General features: G+C 54.5%; 21 protein-coding genes. 20 read left to right on the forward strand and 1 reads right to left on the reverse strand.

The features are described from left to right. The first annotated feature begins 79 nt into the window (after positions 1 to 79). The 4 genes from J2Z18_RS20575 to holA all read left to right on the forward strand — a co-directional run bounded on the left by J2Z18_RS20575 (position 80) and on the right by holA (position 6,150). Positions 80 to 2,809 (forward strand): ComEC/Rec2 family competence protein, encoded by a 2,730-nt coding sequence (locus J2Z18_RS20575; RefSeq protein ID WP_210095251.1) that lies wholly within the window; start codon positions 80 to 82, stop codon positions 2,807 to 2,809. Between the two features lie 183 nt (positions 2,810 to 2,992). Then, positions 2,993 to 3,541 carry an RNA polymerase sigma factor gene (locus tag J2Z18_RS20580; RefSeq protein ID WP_007129376.1) on the forward strand — a complete coding sequence of 183 codons (549 nt, stop codon included), beginning with the start codon at positions 2,993 to 2,995 and terminating at the stop codon, positions 3,539 to 3,541. Further along, entirely contained in the window at positions 3,538 to 4,830 is a 1,293-nt protein-coding gene (locus tag J2Z18_RS20585; protein WP_007129377.1) for an anti-sigma factor family protein, read from the forward strand. Before J2Z18_RS20580 ends, J2Z18_RS20585 begins: the two co-directional genes overlap by 4 nt. A 300-nt stretch (positions 4,831 to 5,130) precedes the next feature. Next, positions 5,131 to 6,150, forward strand: coding sequence for a DNA polymerase III subunit delta (holA, locus tag J2Z18_RS20590; RefSeq protein ID WP_007129378.1), 1,020 nt, complete (start codon positions 5,131 to 5,133; stop codon positions 6,148 to 6,150). 96 nt (positions 6,151 to 6,246) lie between these two features. On the opposite strand, the gene rpsT is transcribed toward holA, so the two are convergent. Then, complete coding sequence (gene rpsT / locus J2Z18_RS20595; RefSeq protein ID WP_007129379.1) at positions 6,247 to 6,519, reverse strand: 30S ribosomal protein S20; 273 nt, start codon at positions 6,517 to 6,519, stop codon at positions 6,247 to 6,249. Between the two features lie 162 nt (positions 6,520 to 6,681). Here rpsT and gpr point away from each other — a divergent pair, with 162 nt between their 5' ends. From gpr to J2Z18_RS20675, 16 genes are all read left to right on the forward strand, one after another. After that, positions 6,682 to 7,683, forward strand: a complete 1,002-nt coding sequence (gene gpr, locus J2Z18_RS20600) for a GPR endopeptidase (protein ID WP_007129380.1) — start codon at positions 6,682 to 6,684, stop codon at positions 7,681 to 7,683. Positions 7,684 to 8,100: 417 nt separating this feature from the next. Further along, positions 8,101 to 9,498 (forward strand): stage II sporulation protein P, encoded by a 1,398-nt coding sequence (locus J2Z18_RS20605; RefSeq protein ID WP_007129381.1) that lies wholly within the window; start codon positions 8,101 to 8,103, stop codon positions 9,496 to 9,498. A gap of 21 nt (positions 9,499 to 9,519) precedes the next feature. After that, on the forward strand, positions 9,520 to 9,921 hold the full coding sequence (locus J2Z18_RS20610) for a hypothetical protein (protein ID WP_007129382.1): 402 nt from the start codon (positions 9,520 to 9,522) through the stop codon (positions 9,919 to 9,921). A gap of 112 nt (positions 9,922 to 10,033) precedes the next feature. After that, the gene (lepA, locus tag J2Z18_RS20615) at positions 10,034 to 11,851 is read left to right on the forward strand and encodes a translation elongation factor 4 (RefSeq protein WP_007129383.1); all 1,818 of its coding nucleotides are present in this window, start codon (positions 10,034 to 10,036) and stop codon (positions 11,849 to 11,851) included. Between the two features lie 195 nt (positions 11,852 to 12,046). Continuing rightward, positions 12,047 to 13,210 carry a radical SAM family heme chaperone HemW gene (hemW, locus tag J2Z18_RS20620; protein WP_007129384.1) on the forward strand — a complete coding sequence of 388 codons (1,164 nt, stop codon included), beginning with the start codon at positions 12,047 to 12,049 and terminating at the stop codon, positions 13,208 to 13,210. Between the two features lie 77 nt (positions 13,211 to 13,287). Continuing rightward, entirely contained in the window at positions 13,288 to 13,749 is a 462-nt protein-coding gene (locus J2Z18_RS20625; protein ID WP_007129385.1) for an N-acetyltransferase, read from the forward strand. Positions 13,750 to 13,856: 107 nt separating this feature from the next. After that, the gene (gene hrcA, locus J2Z18_RS20630) at positions 13,857 to 14,891 is read left to right on the forward strand and encodes a heat-inducible transcriptional repressor HrcA (protein WP_007129386.1); all 1,035 of its coding nucleotides are present in this window, start codon (positions 13,857 to 13,859) and stop codon (positions 14,889 to 14,891) included. 13 nt (positions 14,892 to 14,904) lie between these two features. Beyond that, positions 14,905 to 16,440, forward strand: coding sequence for a TCP-1/cpn60 chaperonin family protein (locus J2Z18_RS20635; protein ID WP_028404341.1), 1,536 nt, complete (start codon positions 14,905 to 14,907; stop codon positions 16,438 to 16,440). Between the two features lie 145 nt (positions 16,441 to 16,585). Beyond that, on the forward strand, positions 16,586 to 17,161 hold the full coding sequence (gene grpE, locus J2Z18_RS20640) for a nucleotide exchange factor GrpE (RefSeq protein ID WP_373872036.1): 576 nt from the start codon (positions 16,586 to 16,588) through the stop codon (positions 17,159 to 17,161). Between the two features lie 89 nt (positions 17,162 to 17,250). Next, positions 17,251 to 19,089: a molecular chaperone DnaK gene (gene dnaK / locus J2Z18_RS20645; protein WP_007129389.1), complete on the forward strand. Its 1,839-nt coding sequence runs from the start codon at positions 17,251 to 17,253 to the stop codon at positions 19,087 to 19,089. A gap of 94 nt (positions 19,090 to 19,183) precedes the next feature. Further along, entirely contained in the window at positions 19,184 to 20,302 is a 1,119-nt protein-coding gene (gene dnaJ, locus J2Z18_RS20650) for a molecular chaperone DnaJ (protein ID WP_007129390.1), read from the forward strand. A 276-nt stretch (positions 20,303 to 20,578) separates the two neighbouring features. Next, positions 20,579 to 20,950, forward strand: a complete 372-nt coding sequence (locus J2Z18_RS20655; protein WP_007129391.1) for a hypothetical protein — start codon at positions 20,579 to 20,581, stop codon at positions 20,948 to 20,950. 57 nt (positions 20,951 to 21,007) lie between these two features. After that, a complete protein-coding gene (locus J2Z18_RS20660; protein ID WP_007129392.1) occupies positions 21,008 to 21,193 on the forward strand; it encodes a YfhD family protein in 186 nt (61 codons plus the stop codon). Positions 21,194 to 21,455: 262 nt separating this feature from the next. After that, the gene (prmA, locus tag J2Z18_RS20665) at positions 21,456 to 22,433 is read left to right on the forward strand and encodes a 50S ribosomal protein L11 methyltransferase (RefSeq protein WP_210095252.1); all 978 of its coding nucleotides are present in this window, start codon (positions 21,456 to 21,458) and stop codon (positions 22,431 to 22,433) included. Positions 22,434 to 22,435: 2 nt separating this feature from the next. After that, on the forward strand, positions 22,436 to 23,119 hold the full coding sequence (locus J2Z18_RS20670) for a site-2 protease family protein (RefSeq protein ID WP_210095253.1): 684 nt from the start codon (positions 22,436 to 22,438) through the stop codon (positions 23,117 to 23,119). 83 nt (positions 23,120 to 23,202) lie between these two features. Beyond that, the gene (locus J2Z18_RS20675; protein WP_007129395.1) at positions 23,203 to 23,973 is read left to right on the forward strand and encodes an RsmE family RNA methyltransferase; all 771 of its coding nucleotides are present in this window, start codon (positions 23,203 to 23,205) and stop codon (positions 23,971 to 23,973) included. The last annotated feature ends 1 nt before the right edge of the window (position 23,974 follow it).

A 23,974-nucleotide genomic window follows, 5' to 3' on the forward strand; every position in this document is an offset into this window, starting at 1 on the left:
TGTTTGCAGTGGATTGCAGGCAGGGGTTCTTTTTCTATTGTAATTAACGGGATGATGCATTCGGGAAAGGAAGGTCGGAATGATGAGGCGTAGGCCGCTGCTAGTCTTTACGGTGCTATGGGTAATCGGAAGCAGTATCGCCTGCCTGACCTCCGGATGGAGGATGGCGCTGGCTGCGGCCGGTATTCTGCTTCTGCTGCTTGTGGTTTGTCAATGGGAGCGGGTCGGAAAAATCTATACGATATGCATGATATTCTCCTTGTGTTGTTCCGCTGCTTACTGGGAGTGGCATGACGCGATGAACGTGTCCGATTTGCATGTCCCGGCCCTAGAACGCGGGGAAGCCGAGTCGATTCCGATTTCAGGAGTCGGTGTTATCTCTTCGGAGGTGGCGATTGACGGGGATCGCGCGGATTTTACGGTATCGCTGCGCCATGCGGAGATCGAAGGAATACTGCCGCCGGATGCAGTGAATCGGGATCCAGCTAAGCTGCCGGGCAATTCGATGGAGACGGCAGACACCGTCATGGTTCAGGTCCGGCTGCTGGAGCAGGCGGAACAGAATATCGCGGCAGGCTGGAAGCGCGGAGATTCCGTTCATGTGTCAGGCGAGCTGCAGCAGCCGGGGATCGCGCGTAATTTTGACGGCTTCGATTATCGCCGCTATTTGCGCACGCAGAAGATTCATTGGATCGTGAAGGTAAAAGGGGCTGACCAGGTAAAGGCTTCGGCACCGGACGGATGGCGCGCCTCCCATATCCTGCGCTGGAATGATTCCTTGCGCGGAGCGCTCGGGGATCGGCTGGAACAATTGTACGGCGGTGTTCATGCAGGGTATATGAAGGGACTTGTCATCGGCAATCGGGATGATTTGGATCCTGATACATTCTCGGAATTTTCAAGGCTCGGTCTGACGCATATCCTCGCGATCTCCGGCATGCATGTAGCCGTTATTGTAGGATGCCTGCTGTTTATTTGCTCTACGCTCCGGCTGACGCGCGAAGCCTCGCTTACGGTGGTGATGTGCCTACTCCCTGCGTACGTCCTCTTGACAGGGGCCAGTCCATCGATTGTCCGGGCGGGCATTATGGGAATGATCGGACTGTATGCGGCAAGGCGGGGTCTCCTTAAGGACGGCTTGCATATATTAAGCGCTGCCGCCTTGGCGATGCTGATGTACAATCCATATTTTCTGGTCGACGTCAGCTTTCAGTTATCCTTTATCGTCACGGCCGGGCTCATGATCTTTGTGCCAAAGATAATGCCGCTGTTGTCCTTTATGCCCCGCTGGCTGGCGGGGACGGCCGGCGTTACCCTCGTTGCCCAGTGGGTATCCTTTCCGCTGACCATCTATTACTTCAATCAATTCTCGCTCGTATCCGTCGCCGCGAACTTGTTGTTGGTGCCAGTTATCAGCTTGATCGTGCTCCCTTTGGGGATGACGTCTCTGCTGTTAAGCTGGGTCTGGATGCGGGGAGCAGGCTGGATCGCCGGTCTGACCGAATGGTTGAACGATTTGACGTTCCGGCTGGTCGGCTGGATGAACGGCTCGGCATTGATGACGATCTGGCCTTCGCCGGACTTGCTGTGGATCATTGTATATTTTGCGCTCTTGTACGGCCTGCTGCATATATTAAGCAAGAGAGCCGAGGCGATCCGCCAGTTCAGGGAACAGCCAACCGATGATACGGTGCCCCTGGATGGCGCACGGAAGGAAGCCTTGATAAGAGACCGCCTGAATCATGTTGAGGCGGCGGGGATATTTCCCCTGCTGGACCGGTTGTCCGGCGCGCTTCGGTGGAGAGGTTATTGGCGGATGAGCGATTATATCGTTCGATTCGGGGGAAGGACAGCTGCTGCGGTATTAGCGTTTGCGCTGTGCCTGCTTCTGTTCGATGGCTATCGCCCCTCGTCCCTGCACGGGGCGGGCTTGGTGCAGTTTTTGGATGTGGGACAGGGCGATTCGATCCTGGTCACAACGCCGGAAGGCAAGCATATCCTTATTGACGGCGGCGGGACACTCAGCTTCCGAAAGCCTTCGGATGCATGGAAGGAGCGAAAGTCTCCATACGAAGTCGGGGAGAAGGTCGTCGTTCCCTTGTTGAAAAAAAGGGGCGTGCACCGGCTGGACGCTGTAATCATGTCCCATGGAGACCAGGATCATATCGGCGGACTCCAAGCCGTGCTCCGTGAAATTCCTGTGGATTCCATCGTCTTTAATGGCAGCTTGACCGATTCGGACGCCTTTCGCCAAAGCATGGCGATCGCCCTTCGGAAGAATATTCCCGTATATCGCGCCGGAGCGGATCTTATGGAATGGAAGCTTGGCAAGGACACGGAAATCCGGTTTTTGTCCCCGGTCACGTCACCGTCCGGCGAGAGCGGCCAGGCATTATCCCTGGTCAAGGAGCAAAATCATGCCTCGCTCGTATTCGTGCTTCACATGAACGGATGCCGGTTTTTATTCACCGGCGATACGGACGAAGCGGCAGAGCAAAAAATATTGCTTCATATGGAAGAGCGTACGGATGGAGGCGGCCTGCCGTTATTAAATGAACCGATCGATGTGATGAAGGTTGCCCACCACGGGAGCAAAACCTCCACGTCAGTCCGGTGGATGGACGCCTGGCAGCCGAGGGCTGCAGTCATCTCCGCCGGCGTTAACAATAGGTACGGGCATCCCCACCCGGATGTGGTCGCCCGATTGGAGCAGTACCGATCGGTGATATACCAGACCAATCGGCATGGCGAAATTCAAATGATCGTAAAGGACGGAGCCATAAAAGTGCGATCCAGACTAAATCCTTAGAGGGTCTGTCCTGAATAGCCTGAATCGTAGTATGATCGATGTGGTATGAAATAACAGGCGGATGACGTTGCTCTATATATTTGGTATAGTTAGATGAAGTTTCTTAAAAATTCATAGGTTACATACTGCAACATTTTTGTCATCATTTCCGTCTGTATGTATGCAGGGAGAGGGGGATCCACTGTGGTGGAGCAGGGACTCATCAGAGCCGCTCAATCGGGCGATCGCGACGCTCTAATCACCCTATTGCGAGAAATCGAGCAACATGTTTACCGAACGGCCTATTATATTCTGAACAATGAACAGGATGCGATGGATGCTGCTCAGGAGGCATTGATCCGCGTGTACACCAAGATCAATTCCTATGAAGAGAAAGCGCAGTTCAAGACCTGGGTTCAGCGGATCGTAACCAACATTTGCATCGATAAATTCCGCAGGAACAAGCCGACGGTGTCCATTGACGAGCATGATCTGGTGTTTCAGGACAGCCAGGATGTCGAAAGAGAAGTCATGTCGGGCTACATTGCCCAGGATATTCAGCAGGCCATCAATCAGCTGCCGGATCATCACCGTACGGTCATCGTCCTTAGGTATTTGCAGGACTTATCCTACAACGAAATCGCAGACTGCCTGAATTTGCCGCTGAACACGGTCAAATCGTATTTGTTCAGGGCCAGGCAGCAGCTGCAGAACATGCTGCATGAGCATCAGAAAGGTGGTGTATCAGGATGAATTGCCAAGAGGTGGTGGAACGCATGCACCGGTATTTGGACCGGGATCTGACTCCGGAGGAGACGGCTGAGATGTTTCAGCATGTGGCTGTTTGCAAGGAGTGTGCGGAAACCTTTCAAATATTGAAAGCATTGAATCGTGAGCTTGAGGATCTGCCGGCCGTGTCTCCGCCTGTCAGTTTGGTGGATGCGATTATGCCCAAACTGGTTGCCATCGACCTTGAACGCGGCAGCCTCATGGATGAGCAGGCAGCGAAAAATGAGAAGTCTTCCGAGATGACGCCGGAGCTTGGCCGGACGAAGCGAGCCGGCAGCTGGTGGGGCACCATCGCAGGCAGAACCGCAATCGGCGCTGCCGCCGCGGCCGTTATCTTGGGAGTGGCGATATTCAACTATCAGCCGAAAATGCTGTCGGATGCCGAGCTTCCTTATAACGAGGAAGCAAGCACGACAAGTGCAGGGCTGCCGGATGCCGCACCTGAAGCGGAGCATCCATCCGAGGAGCCGAGAATCATGAACAAGGATGCCGGTTCGGGCTCGGCCGAAGGCTACGCTCCGATGAACGAGGCCACTCCTTCCGAAGACGAGCCTTCGAAGGAAACCGGAAGCGATGAGACGGCCAAGGAACAATCGGATCCGCCAAACGCGTCGGGTGAAGGAAACGGACAGCCGAAGGACTCCGGTGACCCGAACGCGAGCGAATCGAATCCGGCGGCTGGCATGAGAGCCCCGGTCGAATCGAATGATAAAACCTCAACCCATTCGGCCAACGCCAATTCGTATAATCCCGGATCGGCAGAACCGCCATCCGATCAAAGCGAGCCAGCCAACGGCGGCAGCTCGGACGCCGTGTCTCCGCCGCAGGAACCTGCCACTCCGAATGCGGATACGCAGCCGCCGGCCCAGGATCCGGCAGCGGATGAGGGCGGCAGCGCGGCAGCGCTGGAATCGACAGAGCCGGCGGATCAGATGATGGGCATCATGAGAGCTCCGGAACAATGGACATCGCCGAATGCGCGATACATGGCTTCCTCGGAGGGAGATCAGCTTGTGATCTATCGGGTTCCGGCTGCAAACAGCGAAGCTGAACAGCAGCAGTCGATGGAAGAGATCGGAAGGCTTCCACTGGGTGGAAGCTTGGTGTCCGGACAATGGTCCCCAGACAGCTTGACCTTCAAGTACAAAGTCAAAGTCAACGCTGAACTGATCGAATCGGTTTACACCGTGGAAGAAACGGCCCCGCCGCAGTCCGGGCAGCCGTCTTCCAAGGAACCGCCGGCTAAGCCATAAGCCGGGGCACCCGCATATTTTCCGATGTGAACTTATAGAAAAGAGCGTATTGCTCGCACAATTACCAGGAGATATGAATAAGATAAATTAGAGAGAGCATTATACCAACCACCGTCGTATGACCGGCGGCGGGATGTTTCTAGAGCATCCTGTCCGGCGTTTATATAGATGTGTTGGGACGAAGGGACCTTGCCGCTGTCATAGCCGAGGTCTCTTTGTTTTTGCAGCGGCTCTTCATTCGCTATCGCTTTCGGGTCGTCTTTTTTGGTATAGTGTACAGAGAGAAAGGGGGGGACGCCGATGGATGCCAAAGCGGCGGCCAAGGCGGTCAAGCAGGGGGATGTGTCTTCCGTATATTTGCTGTACGGCAGCGAAAAGTTTCAGATGAGGGAGTTTGCCGAATTTCTGGAGACCCAGCTGATTCCCAAGGAAGATCGCGACTTTGCCATCGTCCATATGGATTTGGGGGAGACTCCGATTCAGGCCGTGGTCGAAGAAGCCGAGACCGTTCCTTTTATGGTTCAGAAAAAGCTTGTTTTCGTACGAGATACATCGTTTTTTACTGCGGCCAAGGACAATGGGAAGGTAGAGCACAAACCGGAGGCCTTGCTTGAATATTTGAACAATCCAGCCGATTACAGCGTCATTGTGTTTATGGTGGGAGCGGAGAAGCTCGATGAACGCAAAAAGGTGGTCAAAGCGGTTAAAAAAGCAGGAGTCTCGCTTTCCTTTGCTCCGCTCGGCGGCGAGGATCTGCTTCGCTGGGTGGACAAGCAGGTGCGTAATAGGGGATGCTCCCTGCGCGAGGGAGCGGCTGAGGCCATCGTCCGCAATGCCGGGACGAGCCTTCAGACATTGGCCGGCGAGATCGAGAAGCTGTGCCTGTATGCAGGCGATGGGGGAACGATCGATACCTCCACGGTCGATATGCTGGTAGCCCGCAGTACGGAGCAGAATGTATTTGCCTTGGTGGAGGATATTGCCAACCTGAGGCTGGATAAGGCGCTCGGCATCTACTATGAGCTGCTGAAGCAGCGGGAGGAGCCGATCAAAATCGCGGCCCTGATCACCAGGCAGTTCCGGATTATTTTGCAGGTGAAGACGTTGTCGGCGCAGAGCTATTCGCAGCAGCAGATCGCTTCCCAGCTTGGGCTGCATCCCTATGCGGTGAAAATCGCGGGAGAGCAGGCGCGTAAATTCGAATCGGCCCGGCTTGAAGGCATTTTGAACCATCTGGCGAATCTGGATTATCAGATGAAGACCGGAGCGGTGGACAAGGTGCTGGGGATCGAGCTGTTTTTGCTGAGACTGGGCGCTTGATCACATAGCTGTGGCGACCAGGCAACAATTCAAAAAGCCCTGACCCGGTATAAACCGAAGGTCAGGGCTTTTTCCAATGTCTTATTCAACAAACGATTACGCTTGGGACGTAAGAGCGTTCAGTCTTTTCGCCAGACGGGATTTCTTGCGGGCAGCTGCATTCTTATGGATCAGGCCCTTTGTAACAGCTTTATCGAGCTTCTTGGAAGCGGCTTGGAAAGCAGCTTTAGCAGCCTCGATTTCTGTACCGTTCAACGCGACGTCAGCATTTTTAACTGCTGTGCGAAGCGCGGATTTTTGAGAAATGTTAAGCGCATGGCGTTTGTCGTTAGTCTTAACACGTTTAATCGCGGATTTGATGTTTGGCATTACATTCACCTCCTGTAAGGCATTTCAATAGAGCGAAATGGTTCACAACTTAAAATATTTTAGCATGGAGGTAGACAAAAAGCAATACTAAACAAGACTTCTGCATAATCTCTTCCCTCCTCTCACACACTAGTAGCAATATGAGGAGGAGTGTGAATTTAGATGGATCTGGATCTTCAGAAATATTCCGTCCGAACCGACCTTGCCGTGGAATCAAGGGAGCTTGCCGGAGGGGCCGGCAGCCCGCCCATTCCGGGCTTGATGGAGGATGTCGTTCAGGAGGACGGTATTAAAATTACAAGGCTCGATGTGGAGAACGACGCGGCCTCCCAGCAAATCGGAAGAGTGAAGGGGCACTACGTCACGCTCGAGGTTCCCGATCTTCGGAAGGGGGATACCGGGCTTCAGGAACAGGTATCCGTCGTATTCGCGCGTGAGTTCGAAGCGTTCATGGAGCGGATCGGCATAGGTCCGAAAGCGAGCGCGCTCATCGTCGGGCTCGGCAACTGGAATGTGACTCCGGATTCCCTGGGGCCGCTGGTGGTGGAAAATGTCATGGTTACGCGCCAATACTTTGAACTGATGCCGGACCGTGTAGCCCCCGGCTACCGCCAAGTGAGCGCCATAGCGCCGGGCGTCCTCGGCCTTACGGGAATAGAATCCAGCGAGACGGTTCAAGGGATCGTGGAGCGAACCCGTCCGGATTTCATCATCGCGATCGATGCGCTGGCATCCCGATCGCTGGAGCGGGTGAATACGACGATCCAAATTGCGGATATCGGCATTCATCCCGGCTCGGGCATCGGCAATAAACGGAAAGGCTTGACCAAGGAAGTGCTCGGGGTGCCCTGCATTGCGATTGGAGTGCCAACCGTTTGCTATGCGTCGACGATCGTCAACAATGCCATTGAGCTCATGAAATCCCATTTCGGCGAGAAGGCGCCGGAGACGGGCAAGATCATGGGGATGCTGCAAAATTTGTCCGAAGGCGAGCGGCTTGCCCTCGTTAAGGAAGTGCTCGAGCCTTTGGGGCATGATTTGATTGTCACCCCGAAAGAGATCGATGAATTTATCGAAGACATCGCTAATATCGTAGCGTCAGGTTTGAACGCAGCGCTGCACGAGGCGGTGGATCCCGGCAATACGGGCGCGTACACCCACTAGCAAGCGGGTTATACCGAATAAAGCTCCTAAGCTCCGAATCTATCGGAGCTTTTATATTTCTCCCCTATTCTTTTATTTGTATAAGTTGAATTAAGTATACGATGCTGGCAAGGAAGTGAAAGATTCGAAAAAATCGAAAGCTTTCTGAAGGAAAAAGCTGCATCGAAAGCATACGCTTGAGGCCGCCTTTGGCTTCGGATTTCTACTGTGCCAGGTTCTATAAATCATGAAGTCTGAAACCAACAGCGATTATAGGAACATTTTACATACTTGCCCTACCATCTTTTCAATGATTCAACTTTTCTAGTTCTATCGATTCCATCCGGTTCATAGATTGGGAGTATAAGAGATCACAGAGAGCGGGGACATGAGCTTCGAGTGTGCCGCTTCCCCGCTGAAGCCGAGGAGGACTCCGATATGAACAACCGTAAGTTTCGCATCTGGAATATTGCCAGACTGAGACGAAATGTGATGGAAGGTTTGAGCATGGGCAAAACGCTGATCGTTCTGATGCTGGGCTCTCTCATCTTTTTTATTTTGCTGGGGCTTGGGGGGATGGCCGAGCAGCGGCTGAACAGCTCGCCTGTGTCTTCGATGAAGGGGCTGGCCGCTTCCCTATCAAGTCACTTTTTTATTGATATGATCGGGATGGAGATGCCGCATATGGCCGCTTCCAAGGAAGATTCCAGCTTCTCCGGGGAGAAGATGTCGACCTTCGTGTTTCAGCTGTTGACGAGCGTGAATCCGAGAGATCCGAAGAGTCTGCTCGCCGGAGAGCTGCCGGGGATGAGAGCCAATCAGCCGGTTCAGCTGCATAGCGGCTCCGGCAATGAAGACGGGGAAGCGCCCGCGGATTATCGGCCGGACACCGCCGAGGGGGCGGCGGACCCGGGAGAGAACCCCGTAGGAAATCCGGGCGAGAATCCGGATAACGGCGAGCAGCCGCCAGAGGCGGGCGAGGATAACGGGCAGGAGCAGCAGAACGGCGAAGACGGACCGGGCGAAGGCGAGGGCCAAGGAACGGACAGCAAGAACGAGCCCGGAGGCACATCCAAGAACGGACAAACGACCGACGGCAAGAAGGCGGTGCTGATCTATCATTCCCATCCGCAGGAAGCCTACAATCCGCTCCTCACCCATCCTTCGGACAATCCCGGCGCCGTGTCGCCGAGCAAAAATGTCATGCTGGTCGGCAGCTTCATGGCAAAACGCCTCGAGGCCAACGGGATCGGGACCCTGCACGACAAAAGCGACTATCAATCGACCGTAGAAGGCTATAACTATAATTATTCCTATAAATATTCCAGGCAGACGGTGCTCGAAGCGATGGGCCGTCACGATGATTTGACCTATCTGATCGATATCCACCGGGATTCCCAGCGCTACAGCAAAACGACCGCTACCGTAAACGGGGTCAATTACGCCAAGGTGTACTTCATTATTGGACATGCCAACGAGAACTGGAGAAAAAACGAGGCGTTCGCCAGCAAAATCAATGCGAAGCTGGAAGCGTCGTACCCGGGCATTTCACGCGGCGTGTGGGGCAAATCGGCCGACCAGGGGAACGGGGAATATAATCAGTCCCTGTCGCCAAACAGCATCCTGATCGAGATCGGCGGAATCGACAATACGAAGGAAGAGCTGCAGCGAACGGCCGAGGTGCTGGCCGATATTATTGCCGAAGTGTACTGGCAAGAGCAGGAAGCGAAGAAAGCCAGCGTGAAGAAGGACGCCAAGGCCGATAAGCTGTCGGCCTCGGCAGGCCGGAAGGACGGTACGGAAGCTTCCCGGAACGACGAACGGAAAGCCGGGTAAATACTGGAGGAGGGGACTCTGATGTCAAGAACGGGGAAACGATTCGTGGCTCTGCTCATATGGACAGGCATCGGCATATTGATCGGCATGCAGCTCGGCGGGGAAAAAGCATCGCCCCCGGCTGGCGGCGTTCAAACGGTGCAGCAAGTGCAGCAGGAGCCTGCTGCCGGGCAGTCCGAAGCAGGAACGGCGGCTGAAGGCAGCGGCTGGGGCGGCGTACGGAAGTCGCCTCCGGCTTCCGGCCCGAACGAGGAGACGGAGATCCGGCCCGAGTTCGAACCGCTGCCGCGGGACATCCTCCTTCCTGAACGCTCAAGCCCGCCGGCCGATGTGCTGGCGGACAAAACGGCAGGTCTGCTCCAAGAGCTGTCGGACCAGAGCATCCGCTGGGTCGTATCGATGTTCGGATCCATCGTGGAATGATGCGCCGTTTCGGCAGCCGAATCTCGGGCAGCCGCGCCTTAGCCATTGCTGTGCATCCCCTCAACTGGTATAATAAATTGATTCAAACATCTGGTGGTTGTTGGGGGTTAGCATGACGGACGTACAAGTAAGACAACAAAAAATTCGTAACTTTTGTATTATTGCACATATAGACCATGGTAAATCGACGCTTGCGGACCGCATTCTGGAGTTTACGGGCGCGCTGACCTCGCGCGAAATGCAGGAGCAGGTCCTTGATCAGATGGATCTGGAGAGAGAGCGCGGCATCACCATCAAGCTGCAGGCTGTACGCCTTACTTATAAGGCCGACGACGGCGAGGAGTACATCTTGAACCTGATTGATACTCCAGGACACGTCGACTTCACGTATGAGGTCTCCCGAAGCCTGGCTGCCTGCGAAGGCGCGCTGCTCGTCGTCGACGCTGCTCAAGGAATTGAAGCGCAGACACTGGCCAACGTATATTTGGCGCTGGATAACGATCTTGAAATTTTGCCGGTTATCAACAAAATCGATCTGCCTAGCGCCGACCCGGACCGGGTCAAGCAGGAGATCGAGGACGTGATCGGTCTGGACGCGAGCGAAGCGGTGCATGCTTCCGCCAAGGCCGGCATCGGAATCAAAGAGATTTTGGAGCAGGTCGTGCAGAAGGTTCCTGCACCTACGGGCAGTCCCGAGGAGCCGCTGAAGGCGTTGATCTTTGACTCGCATTACGACCCTTATCGGGGCGTCATCGTGTATGTCCGCGTCATCGACGGCAGCATCAAGGCCGGTTCGATGATCAAAATGATGGCGACAGGCAAGACCTTCGAGGTCATCGAGGTCGGCGCGTTCAAGCCGCGCATGAGCATCGTGGACGAGCTCAACGTCGGCGACGTAGGCTTCATCGTGGCCGGCATCAAGAGCGTGGGAGACACCCGCGTCGGCGATACGGTAACCGATGCAAAGCGTCCGACGGCCGAGCCTCTTCCGGGCTACCGGAAGATCAACCCGATGGTATTCTGCGGCCTGTATCCGATCGAAACGTCGGATTACAACGATTTGCGCGAAGCGCTGGAGAAGCTGCAGCTTAACGATGCGTCCTTGAGCTTCGAGCCTGAAACCTCGAGCGCGCTCGGCTTCGGCTTCCGATGCGGATTTTTAGGCCTGCTTCATATGGATGTCATCCAGGAGCGGATCGAGCGGGAATTCAACATTCCGCTGATTACGACGGCGCCGAGCGTTATCTACCGCGTGACGCTGACCAACGGCGATCAGATGCAGATCGATAACCCGTCCCACTATCCGGAGATCGGCAAGATCGATTATGTGGAAGAGCCGTATGTCAAGGCGGGCATTATCGTCCCGAATGATTATGTCGGAGCGATTATGGAGCTGTGCCAGGCGAAACGCGGGGAATTCATCAACATGGAGTATCTGGATACGACGCGCGTCACAATTACGTATGAAATTCCGCTGTCCGAGATCGTGTATGATTTCTTCGATCAACTGAAGTCCAGTACGAAGGGCTATGCTTCGTTTGACTACGAAATCTCCGGATACCGCAGATCCAATCTTGTTAAGATGGATATTCTGCTGAACGGCGAGCAGGTTGACGCCTTGTCCTTTATCGTGCATAAGGACCGCGCTTACCACCGGGGCCGTGCGATCTGCGAGAAGCTGCGCGAGCTCATTCCGCGCCAGATGTTCGAGGTGCCAATCCAGGCATCGGTCGGAACGAAGGTTGTTGCCCGCGAAACCGTCAAGGCGATGCGCAAGAACGTCCTGGCGAAATGCTACGGCGGCGATATTTCCCGTAAACGGAAGCTTCTGGAGAAGCAGAAGGAAGGGAAGAAGCGGATGAAGCAGGTCGGCAACGTCGAGGTGCCACAGGAAGCCTTCATGGCGGTGCTGAAAATCGACGACAAGTAATGATTTGAACAAGCGAGGCGGCAGGCCATGAACGACCAAGCTGCAGCCTGCCATTCAACCTCATAATGCCTGTTTTGGGAGTCAAATGATGGGAAAGCCGGTTTTATGGCTTTCCTTTTCTTTCATTGAACAGGTGCCAGGGGATATAGTAGAAGAAGTCTCCAGTCGGGCAAGCAAAGAAGGGGCGAATACGAAATGACGAATAATCAACGAACGGAAGCGGTGTATATCCATATTCCGTTCTGCACGAATAAATGCTTTTACTGCGATTTTAATTCCTACGTTTTGAAGGATCAGCCGGTTATGGACTATCTGCGGGCACTGGATCACGAAATGGAATTGACGGTCAAAGCCCATCCTCCGGGAGCAATCAAGAGCATCTTTGTCGGCGGGGGAACACCGACGGTTCTAAAGCCGGATGAAATGGAGTACTTTCTGCATAGCGTCAAGCGGCATTTTCCGGTGTGGTCGGACGATATCGAGTTCTCGATGGAGGCGAATCCCGGGACAACGGATCTGGAGAAGCTTAAGGTTATGCGCGAAGGCGGAGTGAACCGGATCAGCTTCGGCGTTCAGGCCTTCCAGAACAGCCTGTTGTCCGGAATCGGTCGCATCCATGATACGGATGATGTGTACCGCAGCCTGGATAACGCGAGAGCCGCAGGTTTTGACAACATGTCCATCGACCTGATGTTCGGCCTGCCGAATCAAACCTTGGAGATGCTGGCGGAAAGCGTGGATAAGGCGCTGGAGCTCAGGCTTCCCCATTACTCCATCTACAGCCTGAAGGTGGAGGAGAATACGTTGTTCCATACCATGTACCAGAAAAATCAGCTCCCGCTTCCAGATGAAGAGGATGAGCTGAACATGTATCTTCTATTAATGGAGCGCATGAAGGCGGCAGGCTATAAGCAGTATGAGATCAGTAACTTTGCGAAGCCTGGTTACGAGAGCCGCCACAATATGACGTACTGGCGCAATGAGGATTACTACGGGCTTGGCGCCGGAGCTCACGGTTATATCAACCGTCAGCGCCACGTAAATATTAAGGGAGTGAACCCTTATAATGAAGCGGCAAGAACCGGGCTGCCGCGGCTGGAAAGCTTCGAGGTATCAAGAGAGGAAGCGATGGAGGATTTCTTGATGGTCGGACTCCGCGTCCTGGACGGTATTTCCCGGACCCGATTCGAACAGCAGTTCGATGCTTCGTTGGACGAGGTATTCAAGCGTCCCCTGAGCAAAATGGTGAGCGCGGGCTTGCTTGAAACGACGGAGGATGGGTACAGGCTGAGCTCTAAAGGCATCCTGTTCGGCAATGAAGTGTTCGCCGAATTTATCGGCACCCTGTCGGCAAATTAATCTATTGAACTTTTATGCGCTCTGTTGTATATTTATCCAAGACATATGACGGAGCGTGCAAAGGGGAGACGAGGATTATGCCGGCGGTATGCAGAAAGGCCAGATTAGAGGATGTTGAGCCGCTGTATCAGATGATTCAAGGCTACGCCGAGAAAGGAATTATGCTTCCAAGATCCAGAGCGGTGCTCGAGAAGCAGATTGGGGAATTCGTCGTGGCTGAAGCGGAAGGGAAAGTCATCGGCTGCGGTTCACTGTGCCAGCTTGGGAACGATCTCGTAGAAATCCGTTCGCTGGGGATCTCGGAAGGCTACAAGGGGCAGGGCATCGGCTCCATGCTGGTGGATTCGCTGCTGGAGGAAGCCAAGCGCCGGGAAATCCCGAAAGTAATGGCCTTGACGTACGAAGTATCCTTTTTCATGAAAAACGGCTTTGCCGTCGTCGAGAAGGAGATTTTTCCCGAGAAGGTGTGGACCGATTGCATCCATTGCAAAAAGCAGCACGCCTGTGACGAAATAGCTGTGCTTAAAGTACTGAACTGACTTGACAATCCTCAGGTCGGTTTGGTATTTTTGTTATATCGGTTAGCACTCGATGGCGATGAGTGCTAACGATTGTAAGATAGGCAGTCTATAAGGAGGGGAGCGACATGTTAACTGATCGTCAGCGCTTGATTTTGAACGCTATTGTGGATGACTACATCCGTTCGGCGGAGCCGGTTGGTTCAAGAAGCATTTCTAAACGCGGGGATGTTGGCTACAGCCCGGCAACCATTCGCAATGAAATGGCTGATTTGGAGGAGCTCGGGTTTCTTGAGCAGCCCCATACGTCGGCAGGGCGAATTCCGTCTCATAAGGGATACCGTTATTATGTCGATCATCTCACCTCGTCGTTTTCCTTGAATCCTGAGGAACTGCATATGATGAAATCGTTTTTTGCGGAAAAACTGAACGTCATGGAGCAGATGATTCAGCATGCTGCAGGTATTTTGTCGCAGATGACCAATTACACTTCCATCCTGCTGGGACCGGAAGTTTTTCATACGTCCTTACGCCACTTCCAGCTTCTGCCTCTAAATGAAGGCCAGGCGGTTGCCATCATCGTGACCAGCACGGGCCAAGTGGAGAATAAGATCGTGTCGATTCCGCAAGGGGTTTCCGTTTCGGAATTGGAGCAGGTGGTAAATCTCCTTAACGAGAAGCTGGTCAACGTTCCTTTGTATAAGCTCAAGACCCGGCTCTACACGGAGCTCGGGGCAGAGATGCAGCGCCACATCGCGCATTACGAAGAGCTTATGAAGGTGCTGGACATTGCGCTCGAGAACGAGCCCGACCACCGCGACGTGTATCTCAGCGGTACGACCAATATGCTGAATCAGCCGGAATTCAAGGATGTCGACAAGGTTCGGGACATCTTCGAGCTTCTCGAGCAGACGCCGGCACTGATGAAGCTGATGGCACCGGCACCGGGAGAGCACGGTGTGCAAGTACGAATCGGCACGGAGAATACGCATGAAGCGATATCCAACTGTAGCCTGATTACGGCTACTTATTCTATAGATGGCAAGGCCGTCGGCTCCATCGGCATACTGGGGCCAACGCGAATGGAATACGCAAGGGTGATCGGCATCTTGAACGTGTTGTCCCATGACCTGACGAAGCTGCTGTCACACTGGTATAAATAAAGGAGCGAGCCTTATGAGCCAAGGACAACACAGCCATGTGGACGGCGATGAACGCTATTCAACGCTGCTGAACAACAGCAATGCCGTCCGGGCCGTCACATCCGCTGTGGAAGGGACGCTCGGGCCCAAGGGGCTCGATGTAATGCTTGTCGGCCCGCGCGGCGAAGTGGTCATTACGAACGACGGCGTGACGATATTGGACAAAATGGACGTAAGCCACCCGGCGGCCCGCCTGTTGATCCAGGTGGCCCGCGCGCAGCAGGAGAAGATCGGGGACGGCACCACGACGGCTACCATTCTTGCAGGGGCACTGGTTCAGGAAGGCGTCTCGCGCATTATCCGCGGCGTGCCGGCTTCCAAGGTTGTGGAAGGAATGCGCCAGGGGATCGATCGGGCGCTTGAACTGCTGTCCGGCCGCGTCCGTGTCATTGAAGGGTTGGACGACCCGCTTCTGGAACGCACGGTCTATGTAGCCGGGCGTGAGCGAAAGGATATCGTTGCGCTCGTTATGGAAGCGGCCCGCAAGGCCGGCATGCAGCGCCTTCATGATCCTTCTTATTCGCTTGCGGACAGTATAATTGCGCTGGAGAATGCCGACAATGAGGTGTTCGAAGGTGTCTTGCTTCGGCAGAAGCCGATCTTTACCCGCGACTACCTTCAGTACAGCGATGCGAAGGTGCTCGTGCTGCTGGATGCGCTTGAGCCTGACGAGCTGGATGAAGAAGTGCTGACAACCGAAGCGGGCTTCGCGCAGTATATGGATCTGCGGAATCGGTTCGCTGCCGATCTGGAGCGCTTGTCCGCATTGTCGGTGAAGCTGATCCTGCTGGAGAAAGGCATTCATCCTGATGCGGAGCAGTTCTGCCTCGATCACGGAATCATGGTCGTACCGCGCGTATCCCGCGCGGATTTGAAGCGAGTCTGTGACATGACGGGGGCGACACCTATACGCCGAAAGGCGTTACATAAAGATTCGGAGCAGCTTGCTGCTCTTCTCGGTGACAGCCCGCGCGTCTCTTATGATGAAACGATCGGCAAAATCAGGCTGGCCAGCGGCCGCAGGGAACGGATCGTGACGGTGATCGTAGGCGCGAGCACCTCCGAAGTGGTCGGCGAGTCCGCCAGAATAGCAGGTGATGCGGCTTCCGCCCTGCAGGCCGCCATTACCGGCGGCGTGCTTCCGGGCGGCGGAACGAGCGAGCTTGCCGTTTCCTATGCGCTCGAGCGGATCCGCGAGGCGCAGAAGGGGATGGAAGCGTTCGGATTCGAAGCCGTGTCTGCGGCGCTGCGCAAGCCGATGTCGCAGATCCTGCTGAATGCGGGCTACAACCCGCTGGAGAAGATGGAGGAGGTGCGTGCCGCGCAAATCCGTTCGGGCTCCGATTCCATGGGGCTTGACTGTGACACCGGCACCGTCGTCGACTATGAGGAGCTGGGGGTGCTGGATCCCGCGCCGGTGAAGCTTCACGGCCTGCGGGCTGCGGGAGAAGTGGCGGCGGCCGTCCTCCGGATTCATCATGTGATCAAAATGAAAGAAATCAACGAATAGGCATCTTAGAATCAGGGACCGGATGACCAGATACGATGGGAACACAGCCCGCGGGCATGCAACAGCAGGCTTACAATATGAAGGAGGTGGACGCGTCTTGAATAAAGAGCAGAAGGATGCCGTTCAAGATACAGTAACTGAAGAGATGGAACACAATATGGAGGAAACCCCGAGCACGGAGGAAGAGGTTGTTAACGAGGAGGCCGTTGCCGGCGCCGAGCAGGAGGGCGCTCCTGCGGATCAGCCAGAGGAAGGCGAGAGCGATGCCCATGCGGCCGAGATTGCGAAGCTTCAGGCTGAAGTTGCTGAGCATCAGCAGCGTGCGCTGCGTGCACAAGCGGATTTTGATAACTTCCGCAGACGTACGCAGAAGGAGAAGGAGGAGCTGGCGAAGTATGCTTCGTCGAAGCTCATTGTCGAGCTGCTGCCTGTTATCGACAACTTCGAGCGCGCCTTTCAGGCTGCCGAGGGCAGTCCGGAGTTCGAATCGTTCTCCAAGGGAATCAGCATGATTTTCCGTCAGCTGGAATCCGTTCTCGAAAATGAAGGCTTGAAGGCGATGAACAGCGTAGGCGAGCCGTTCAATCCCGAGTATCATCAGGCCATCATGCAGGTGGAGAGCGATGAGCATGAGGAAGGCATCGTTGTCGAGGAAGTGCAGAAGGGCTACATGCTGAAAGATAAAGTGCTTAGACCTGCTATGGTTAAAGTGAGCATGTAAGCGGCCACTCGCTTGGCCGTTTATCATATATAGCAAGCTTGTGAATCTCATACGGATTTCGTGTGAATAAATAAGGGAGGATTTTTTTCATGAGTAAAGTTATTGGTATTGACCTTGGAACCACAAACTCCTGCGTCGCTGTTATGGAGGGCGGGGAGGCTGTCGTTATTCCTAACCCGGAAGGCGGACGTACGACCCCTTCGGTCGTAGGCTTTAAAAAGGACGGGGAGCGCATTGTCGGCGACACGGCTAAGCGCCAAGCGATCACGAACCCGGACCGCACGATCATTTCGATCAAGCGTCATATGGGTACCAACCATAAAGAAACGATTGACGGCAAAGAGTATACGCCGCAAGAAATTTCCGCGATCATTCTGCAAAAGCTGAAATCCGACGCGGAAGCTTACCTGGGCCAACCCGTAACCCAAGCGGTTATCACGGTTCCTGCATACTTTAATGACAGCCAGCGTCAAGCAACCAAGGACGCAGGCAAGATTGCCGGTCTTGAAGTGCTTCGTATCGTTAACGAGCCGACAGCTGCAGCTTTGGCGTACGGTATGGAAAAAGCGGAAGATCAAACGATCCTCGTGTATGACCTCGGGGGCGGTACGTTCGACGTTTCCATCCTGGAACTCGGCGACGGCTTCTTCGAAGTAAAGGCAACCAGCGGTGACAACCAGCTGGGCGGCGACGACTTTGACCAAGTCATCATCGACTATCTGGTGGCTGAATTCAAGAAAGAGCAGGGCATCGATTTGAGCAAAGACAAAGCGGCGGTTCAACGTCTGAAGGACGCTGCGGAAAAAGCGAAAAAGGAACTGTCCGGCGTACTGACAACAACGATCTCCCTGCCGTTCATCACGGTTGCTGACGGCGTGCCTCAGCACCTTGAAATCAACCTGACCCGCGCTAAATTCGAGGAATTGTCCGCGGATCTCGTAGAGCGTACGCTTGGACCGACTCGCCAAGCACTGAGCGATGCCGGCCTGACGGCGAACGATATCGACAAGGTCGTTCTTGTCGGCGGCTCCACACGGATTCCGGCCGTACAGGAAGCCATCAAGAGACTGACCGGCAAAGAGCCGCACAAAGGCGTTAACCCGGACGAGGTCGTAGCCCTCGGCGCTGCTGTCCAAGCAGGCGTATTGACCGGCGACGTGAAAGACGTCGTTCTGCTTGACGTAACTCCGCTGTCCCTCGGTATCGAAACGGCTGGCGGCGTATTTACGAAAATGATCGAACGCAACACGACGATCCCGACAAGCAAATCCCAAATTTTCTCCACGTATGCCGACAACCAGCCTAGCGTTGAAATTCACGTCCTGCAGGGCGAGCGCGAAATGGCGGCTGGCAACAAGACGCTTGGACGCTTCATGCTGGGAGATATCCCTCCGGCACCTCGCGGCGTGCCGCAAATCGAAGTTACGTTCGATATCGATGCGAACGGTATCGTTAACGTTTCGGCAACCGACAAGGGAACCGGCAAGAGCCAGAAAATCACCATCACTTCTTCCAGCGGCCTGAGCGACGAGGAAGTCGAAAAAATGATGAAGGATGCCGAGCTTCACGCAGAGGAAGATCGGAAGCGCAAAGAGCTTGTTGAGGCTCGCAACAATGCCGACCAGCTCGTATACACAACCGAGAAGACCATTAAGGACCTCGGCGACAAAGTCGACGCTTCGGAAGTGGAGAAGGCGAACGAAGCGAAAGACAAGGTGAAGAAGGCGCTGGAATCCGACAATCTGGAGGAGATCAAAGCCGCTACCGAGGAGCTGACCCAAGTGGTGCAGCAGCTGTCCGTGAAGCTGTATGAGCAAGCCGCACAAGCGCAGCAAGGCGCTGAAGGCGGAGATGCCGGCACTGCGAACAAGGATAACGTCGTAGACGCTGACTACGAGGTTGTTGACGAAGACAAAAACAAAGGTTAATCTGAATAGATTGCATGGGAAGGTCAAAGCTGCGCATCTTCGCACTTTGACTTTCCTTTTGCCCTAGGAATCAAGAAGAGATGGGGGTGAAACCGTGGCTGATAAGCGTGATTATTATGAGGTACTAGGTGTCGGCAAGCAGGCATCGGAGGATGAGATCAAGAAGGCGTACCGGAAGCTCGCGCGCCAATATCATCCCGATGTCAACAAAGCGGCTGACGCGGAAGCCAAATTCAAGGAAGTGAAAGAGGCTTACGATGTATTGAGCGATAGTCAAAAGCGTGCGAGATACGACCAATATGGTCATATTGATCCGAACCAGGGAATGGGCGGAGGCGGTTTCTCCGGTGACTTCGGCGGTTTTGGAGATATATTCGATATGTTCTTCGGCGGCAATGGACGCCGTGATCCGAATGCGCCTCAGCGGGGGAACGATTTGCAGTACACGATGACGGTGGAGTTCAAGGAAGCGGTATTCGGCAAGGAAACGGATATTACGATTCCTAGAACAGAGACATGCGATACCTGTCACGGTTCAGGAGCGAAGCCGGGGACTAAGCCGCATACCTGCTCCGTCTGCCACGGAACGGGGCAGCAGGAGGTCGTGCAGAATACGCCGTTCGGCCGCATGGTCAATCGGCGCGCCTGCTCGAACTGTAACGGAACCGGGAAAATCATCAAGGATCGCTGCGGCACCTGCGCCGGAAGCGGCAAGGTCAAGAAGCAGCGCAAAATTCATGTCCGCATTCCGGCGGGTGTGGATGACGGGGCCCAGCTTCGGATGACCGGCGAGGGCGAAGGCGGTCTGCGCGGCGGCCCGGCGGGCGACTTGTACATCGTCATTCGCGTGAAGCCGCATGATTTCTTCGAGCGCGAGGGCGACGACATCTATTGCGAAGTGCCGCTGACGTTTGCCCAAGCAGCCCTTGGCGATGAGATCGAGATCCCGACCTTGACGGAGAAAGTCCGGCTGAAGATTCCGGCAGGAACGCAAACCGGAACCTTCTTCCGCCTGAAAGGCAAAGGGGTCCCTCGCCTGCGCGGCATGGGACAGGGCGACCAGCACGTCAAGGTGGTCGTTGTTACCCCAAGCAAACTGAGCGAGGAGCAGAAGGAGCTGCTGCGTCAATTCGCGTCGCTTGAAGGCGAAGAGACCCATGAGCAGGAGCAATCCTTTTTTGACCGTGTAAAAAAAGCCTTTCGCGGCGACTAATGATCATTAGGGAGCCGGCTTAGAGGGCTACTATCCTCTTCGCTTCGGTACTACCGTATCGAAACGCTAGCAGCAGAGCAAGTAATAAGAAACCGTCCTTTTTGGAGTGGAGGCATGAGGCCCCTGCTCGAAAAAGGGCGGTTTTTTTGTGCTCTCCTCCCTTCATCACCATGCGCTGTCCTCAAAAGGAATAAAAGGGGCGGGCGCGAAGCAACCTAGGGAAGGTTCGTTCCGGAAGCAGCGGATAGTATCTAAACGAAATGCAGGTGAAACCATATGGCTGAAAAAAATATTTTGGCTTATTTCAAAAGCCCGGAGGAAGCTCAGCATGCCCAGCGCAAGCTGCAGTCGCTCCGCGTTGCCGATATGTCGATCGACCGCTTCAGCGCCTATCCGGGCGGGGAGCTGAATGGCCCGATGCACCCTTTGACAGGGGATATTACGAGCTTGACCTCGATGACGCAGAATTCGGCGCTGTCGAACAGGTCTGCGGGCATCCTTGGCGCGGCTGATCCTTCCGCCAGCGGGATGAGCGATGGGGGGCAGGACGGAACGCAAGGACGGGATATATTGCTAACCGTCGTTCTCGACGAAGGCATCTTTGACCAGGCGATGCGTCTGATTGAGGAGTCCGGCGGGATGGTGTGAGCCGAAGCGTACAAGGTGTAAGGCAAAGAACAACACGTGACAAGGAGAGATGCGCGTATGATGAGACGTGTGAAGAAGGGCAAAATCGCCAGTAAGACGGAAAAAATGATCGCGCTGCAATCCGCCAAAAATGAGGATGTGGAGTTTTCGGCGATGGCAGCCGATCTTGACGATGTGGAGGCGCTTCGCCGAAGCGAAGCCGCAGACGAGCGCCAGCTTAAGAAGATCCTAGAAGAAGAATAATCGGCAAACTTGCAGCTCGGGTACAATATTTTCTTCAAGTGCTGCCGAGGATGCCGATTCGCCAAGAAAGCCAAAGCCCTCTCCCGTTGCTTAGCAAAGCGAGCGGCAGGAAGGGCTTTTTTTTCATGATCACAACAAAAGGACTTATGAATGATCAGGGACCGCTATCTCCCGAGGCAACATTTTATCCACAAATTTTGTATAGAGCGTCCTCAATATAGTACAATGATAGTTATGTACGAATGAGGAGGAACAACTGTATATGCTATGGCGTGAATTAACGATACATACCACGGAGGAAGCCGTGGAGATGATTTCCAACTTCCTGCATGAAGCGGGAGCCGGGGGCGTTTCTATTGAGGAATCCGCCGCAACGAAGAGAAAACGGGACACTTCGTTTGGACAATGGTTCGATGAGATCGTCCCTTTTAACGATATTCCGGAAGGGTGCGCCGTCATTAAAGGCTATTTTGACGAGACCGTAATGCTGGAAGAGATCCAAGGGCTTATCGCCCCCCGGGTAGAAGAACTGAAGGAATTCGGAATAGATACAGGCGATGTGCGTTATGAGATGAAGACGGTCAACGAGGAAGAGTGGGCTACCGCCTGGAAGCAGTATTTCAAGCCGATCCGGGTGTCGGAGCGCTTGACGATTAAACCGACATGGGAGTCCTATTCTCCCGAATCTCCGGAAGAGCGCATTATCGAGCTGGACCCGGGCATGGCATTTGGGACCGGCACGCATCCGACGACAACCTTGTGCCTGCGCACGCTCGAGAAGGTGATTACAGGCGGCGAAGAGGTCGTTGACGTCGGCACCGGCTCCGGGATCTTGTCGATCGGGGCTGCTTATTTGGGGGCCTCCCGCATTCTTGCGCTGGATTTGGATCCGGTGGCTGTATCCAGCGCCACGGAGAACGTCCGCCTGAATGGCTTGGAGGACCGGATCACCATCAAGGAAAGCGATCTGCTCTCTGTCCTGACAGACAGCTCATCGAAGGACGAGCTCGGTGTGGAGCTGCCGGTCCAGGTGGTCGTCGCCAACATTCTGGCTGAGGTCATCCTGCTGTTTATCAATGATGTCTACAAGGCCTTGAAGCCGGGCGGCATCTATATCGCTTCAGGGATCTTCAAGAACAAGGAAGAGATCGTCGGGAAGGCGCTTGTTGAAGCCGGCTTTGAGATCGCGGATATCAACCGCGAAGACGACTGGGTTGCTTTCGTAGCGAGGAAGAACTGATTATGGATTTCTTGGATCAGCTGCTGTATTTCCCGTTGGAGCAACTCCCGTTCTATTTGATTGCGTTAATGATCGCCTTTACCGTGCATGAATTTTCTCATGCTTATTTCGCGAATAAATTCGGTGACCCTACCGCTAAGCTGCTGGGCCGGGTAACGCTGAATCCCGCGGTGCACTTTGATTTTCTGGGCATCGTCCTGCTGCTGATTGCCGGATTCGGCTGGGCAAGACCCGTTCCGGTCAACCGGGAGAACTTCAGCCATCCGCGGCGGATGAGCATCATCGTGGCCGCCGTCGGTCCGCTCAGCAACCTCCTTCTGGGCATTGTCGGTGCGCTGATTTACGCGGTGCTTTATATATCCGGCGTGATCGATCCGATCGGCATTACGCGGACGGATCAGGCGATTCATATTTTTTTCAATGTGTTCATCCAGCTGAATTTCTTCTTATGCCTGTTCAATCTGATTCCGCTGCCTCCGCTTGACGGATATCGGATCGTCGAGAATGTGCTGCCGCCTCGGATCAGCGCCAAGATTCAGCGGTTCGAGCAGTGGTCGATCCTCATATTTCTGCTCATTATCGTGCTGCCAATGCTGCAGAAGTATACCATTGCGCCCCTTTATCTCGGGGCTCGTGCCTTATCCATCGACGTTCTGAATATATTCATTACATTGTTCGGAGGTTAATTCCTCTTACAATGCTCTGGTCAGTTGCCATGAAAAGTTGTATCATGATGTTTGGCGATTTTGCAGTTAGGTGAGGATAGAAGATGCAGCGATATTTTGTGACTCCTGCACAGTTTGCGGGAGACCGGGTGGAAATTACGGGCGATGACGCCCGCCATATTACAAAGGTTATGAGGGGCAAGCTTGGCGACAAGTTCATCGTCAGCGACGGTGAGTCGCGAGAGGCCCTGGTCGGGATCGAAGAAATGGACGGGGCCTGTGTGCATGCCGCCGTTATCGAGGAACTGGAGATGAAGAACGAGCCGCGTCTGGCCGTAACCATTGCCCAGAGTCTTCCCAAAGGCGACAAAATGGAAACCGTCATCCAAAAGTGCACGGAGATCGGCGCCGCTTCCTTCGTCCCCTTCCTATCGGAGAGAACGATCGTTCAATACGATGCCAAGAAGGAAGGGAAGCGGCTTGCGCGTTGGCGCAAGATCGCTAAAGAAGCAGCCGAGCAGGCGCATCGCAACCGGATTCCTTCCGTGGAGCAGCCGCTTTCGTGGAAACAATTGCTTGCAACGTTTACGGCCTACGATGCGGTATACTTTTGCTACGAGAAAGAGGAGGGCTCCCAGATCGGGGATGCCTTAAAGCCTTTTGTAGAACGGGCCCTGCAGGAGCCGCTTTCCCGGGCCAGCCTGCTTTTGGTGGTTGGACCGGAGGGCGGCTTTACCGAGGAGGAATCCCGTGCGGCCGAGGCGGCAGGGGCTGTTTCCGTCGGATTGGGCCGCAGAATTCTTCGCTGCGAGACGGCCGGCATGGCTGCGCTTGTCTGCGCATTATATGAATCTGGAGAAATGGGGGGAGTTTGAA

The sequence above is a fragment of the Paenibacillus lactis genome (assembly GCF_017873605.1).
Taxonomy (GTDB): Bacteria; Bacillota; Bacilli; order Paenibacillales; family Paenibacillaceae; genus Paenibacillus_AQ; species Paenibacillus_AQ lactis.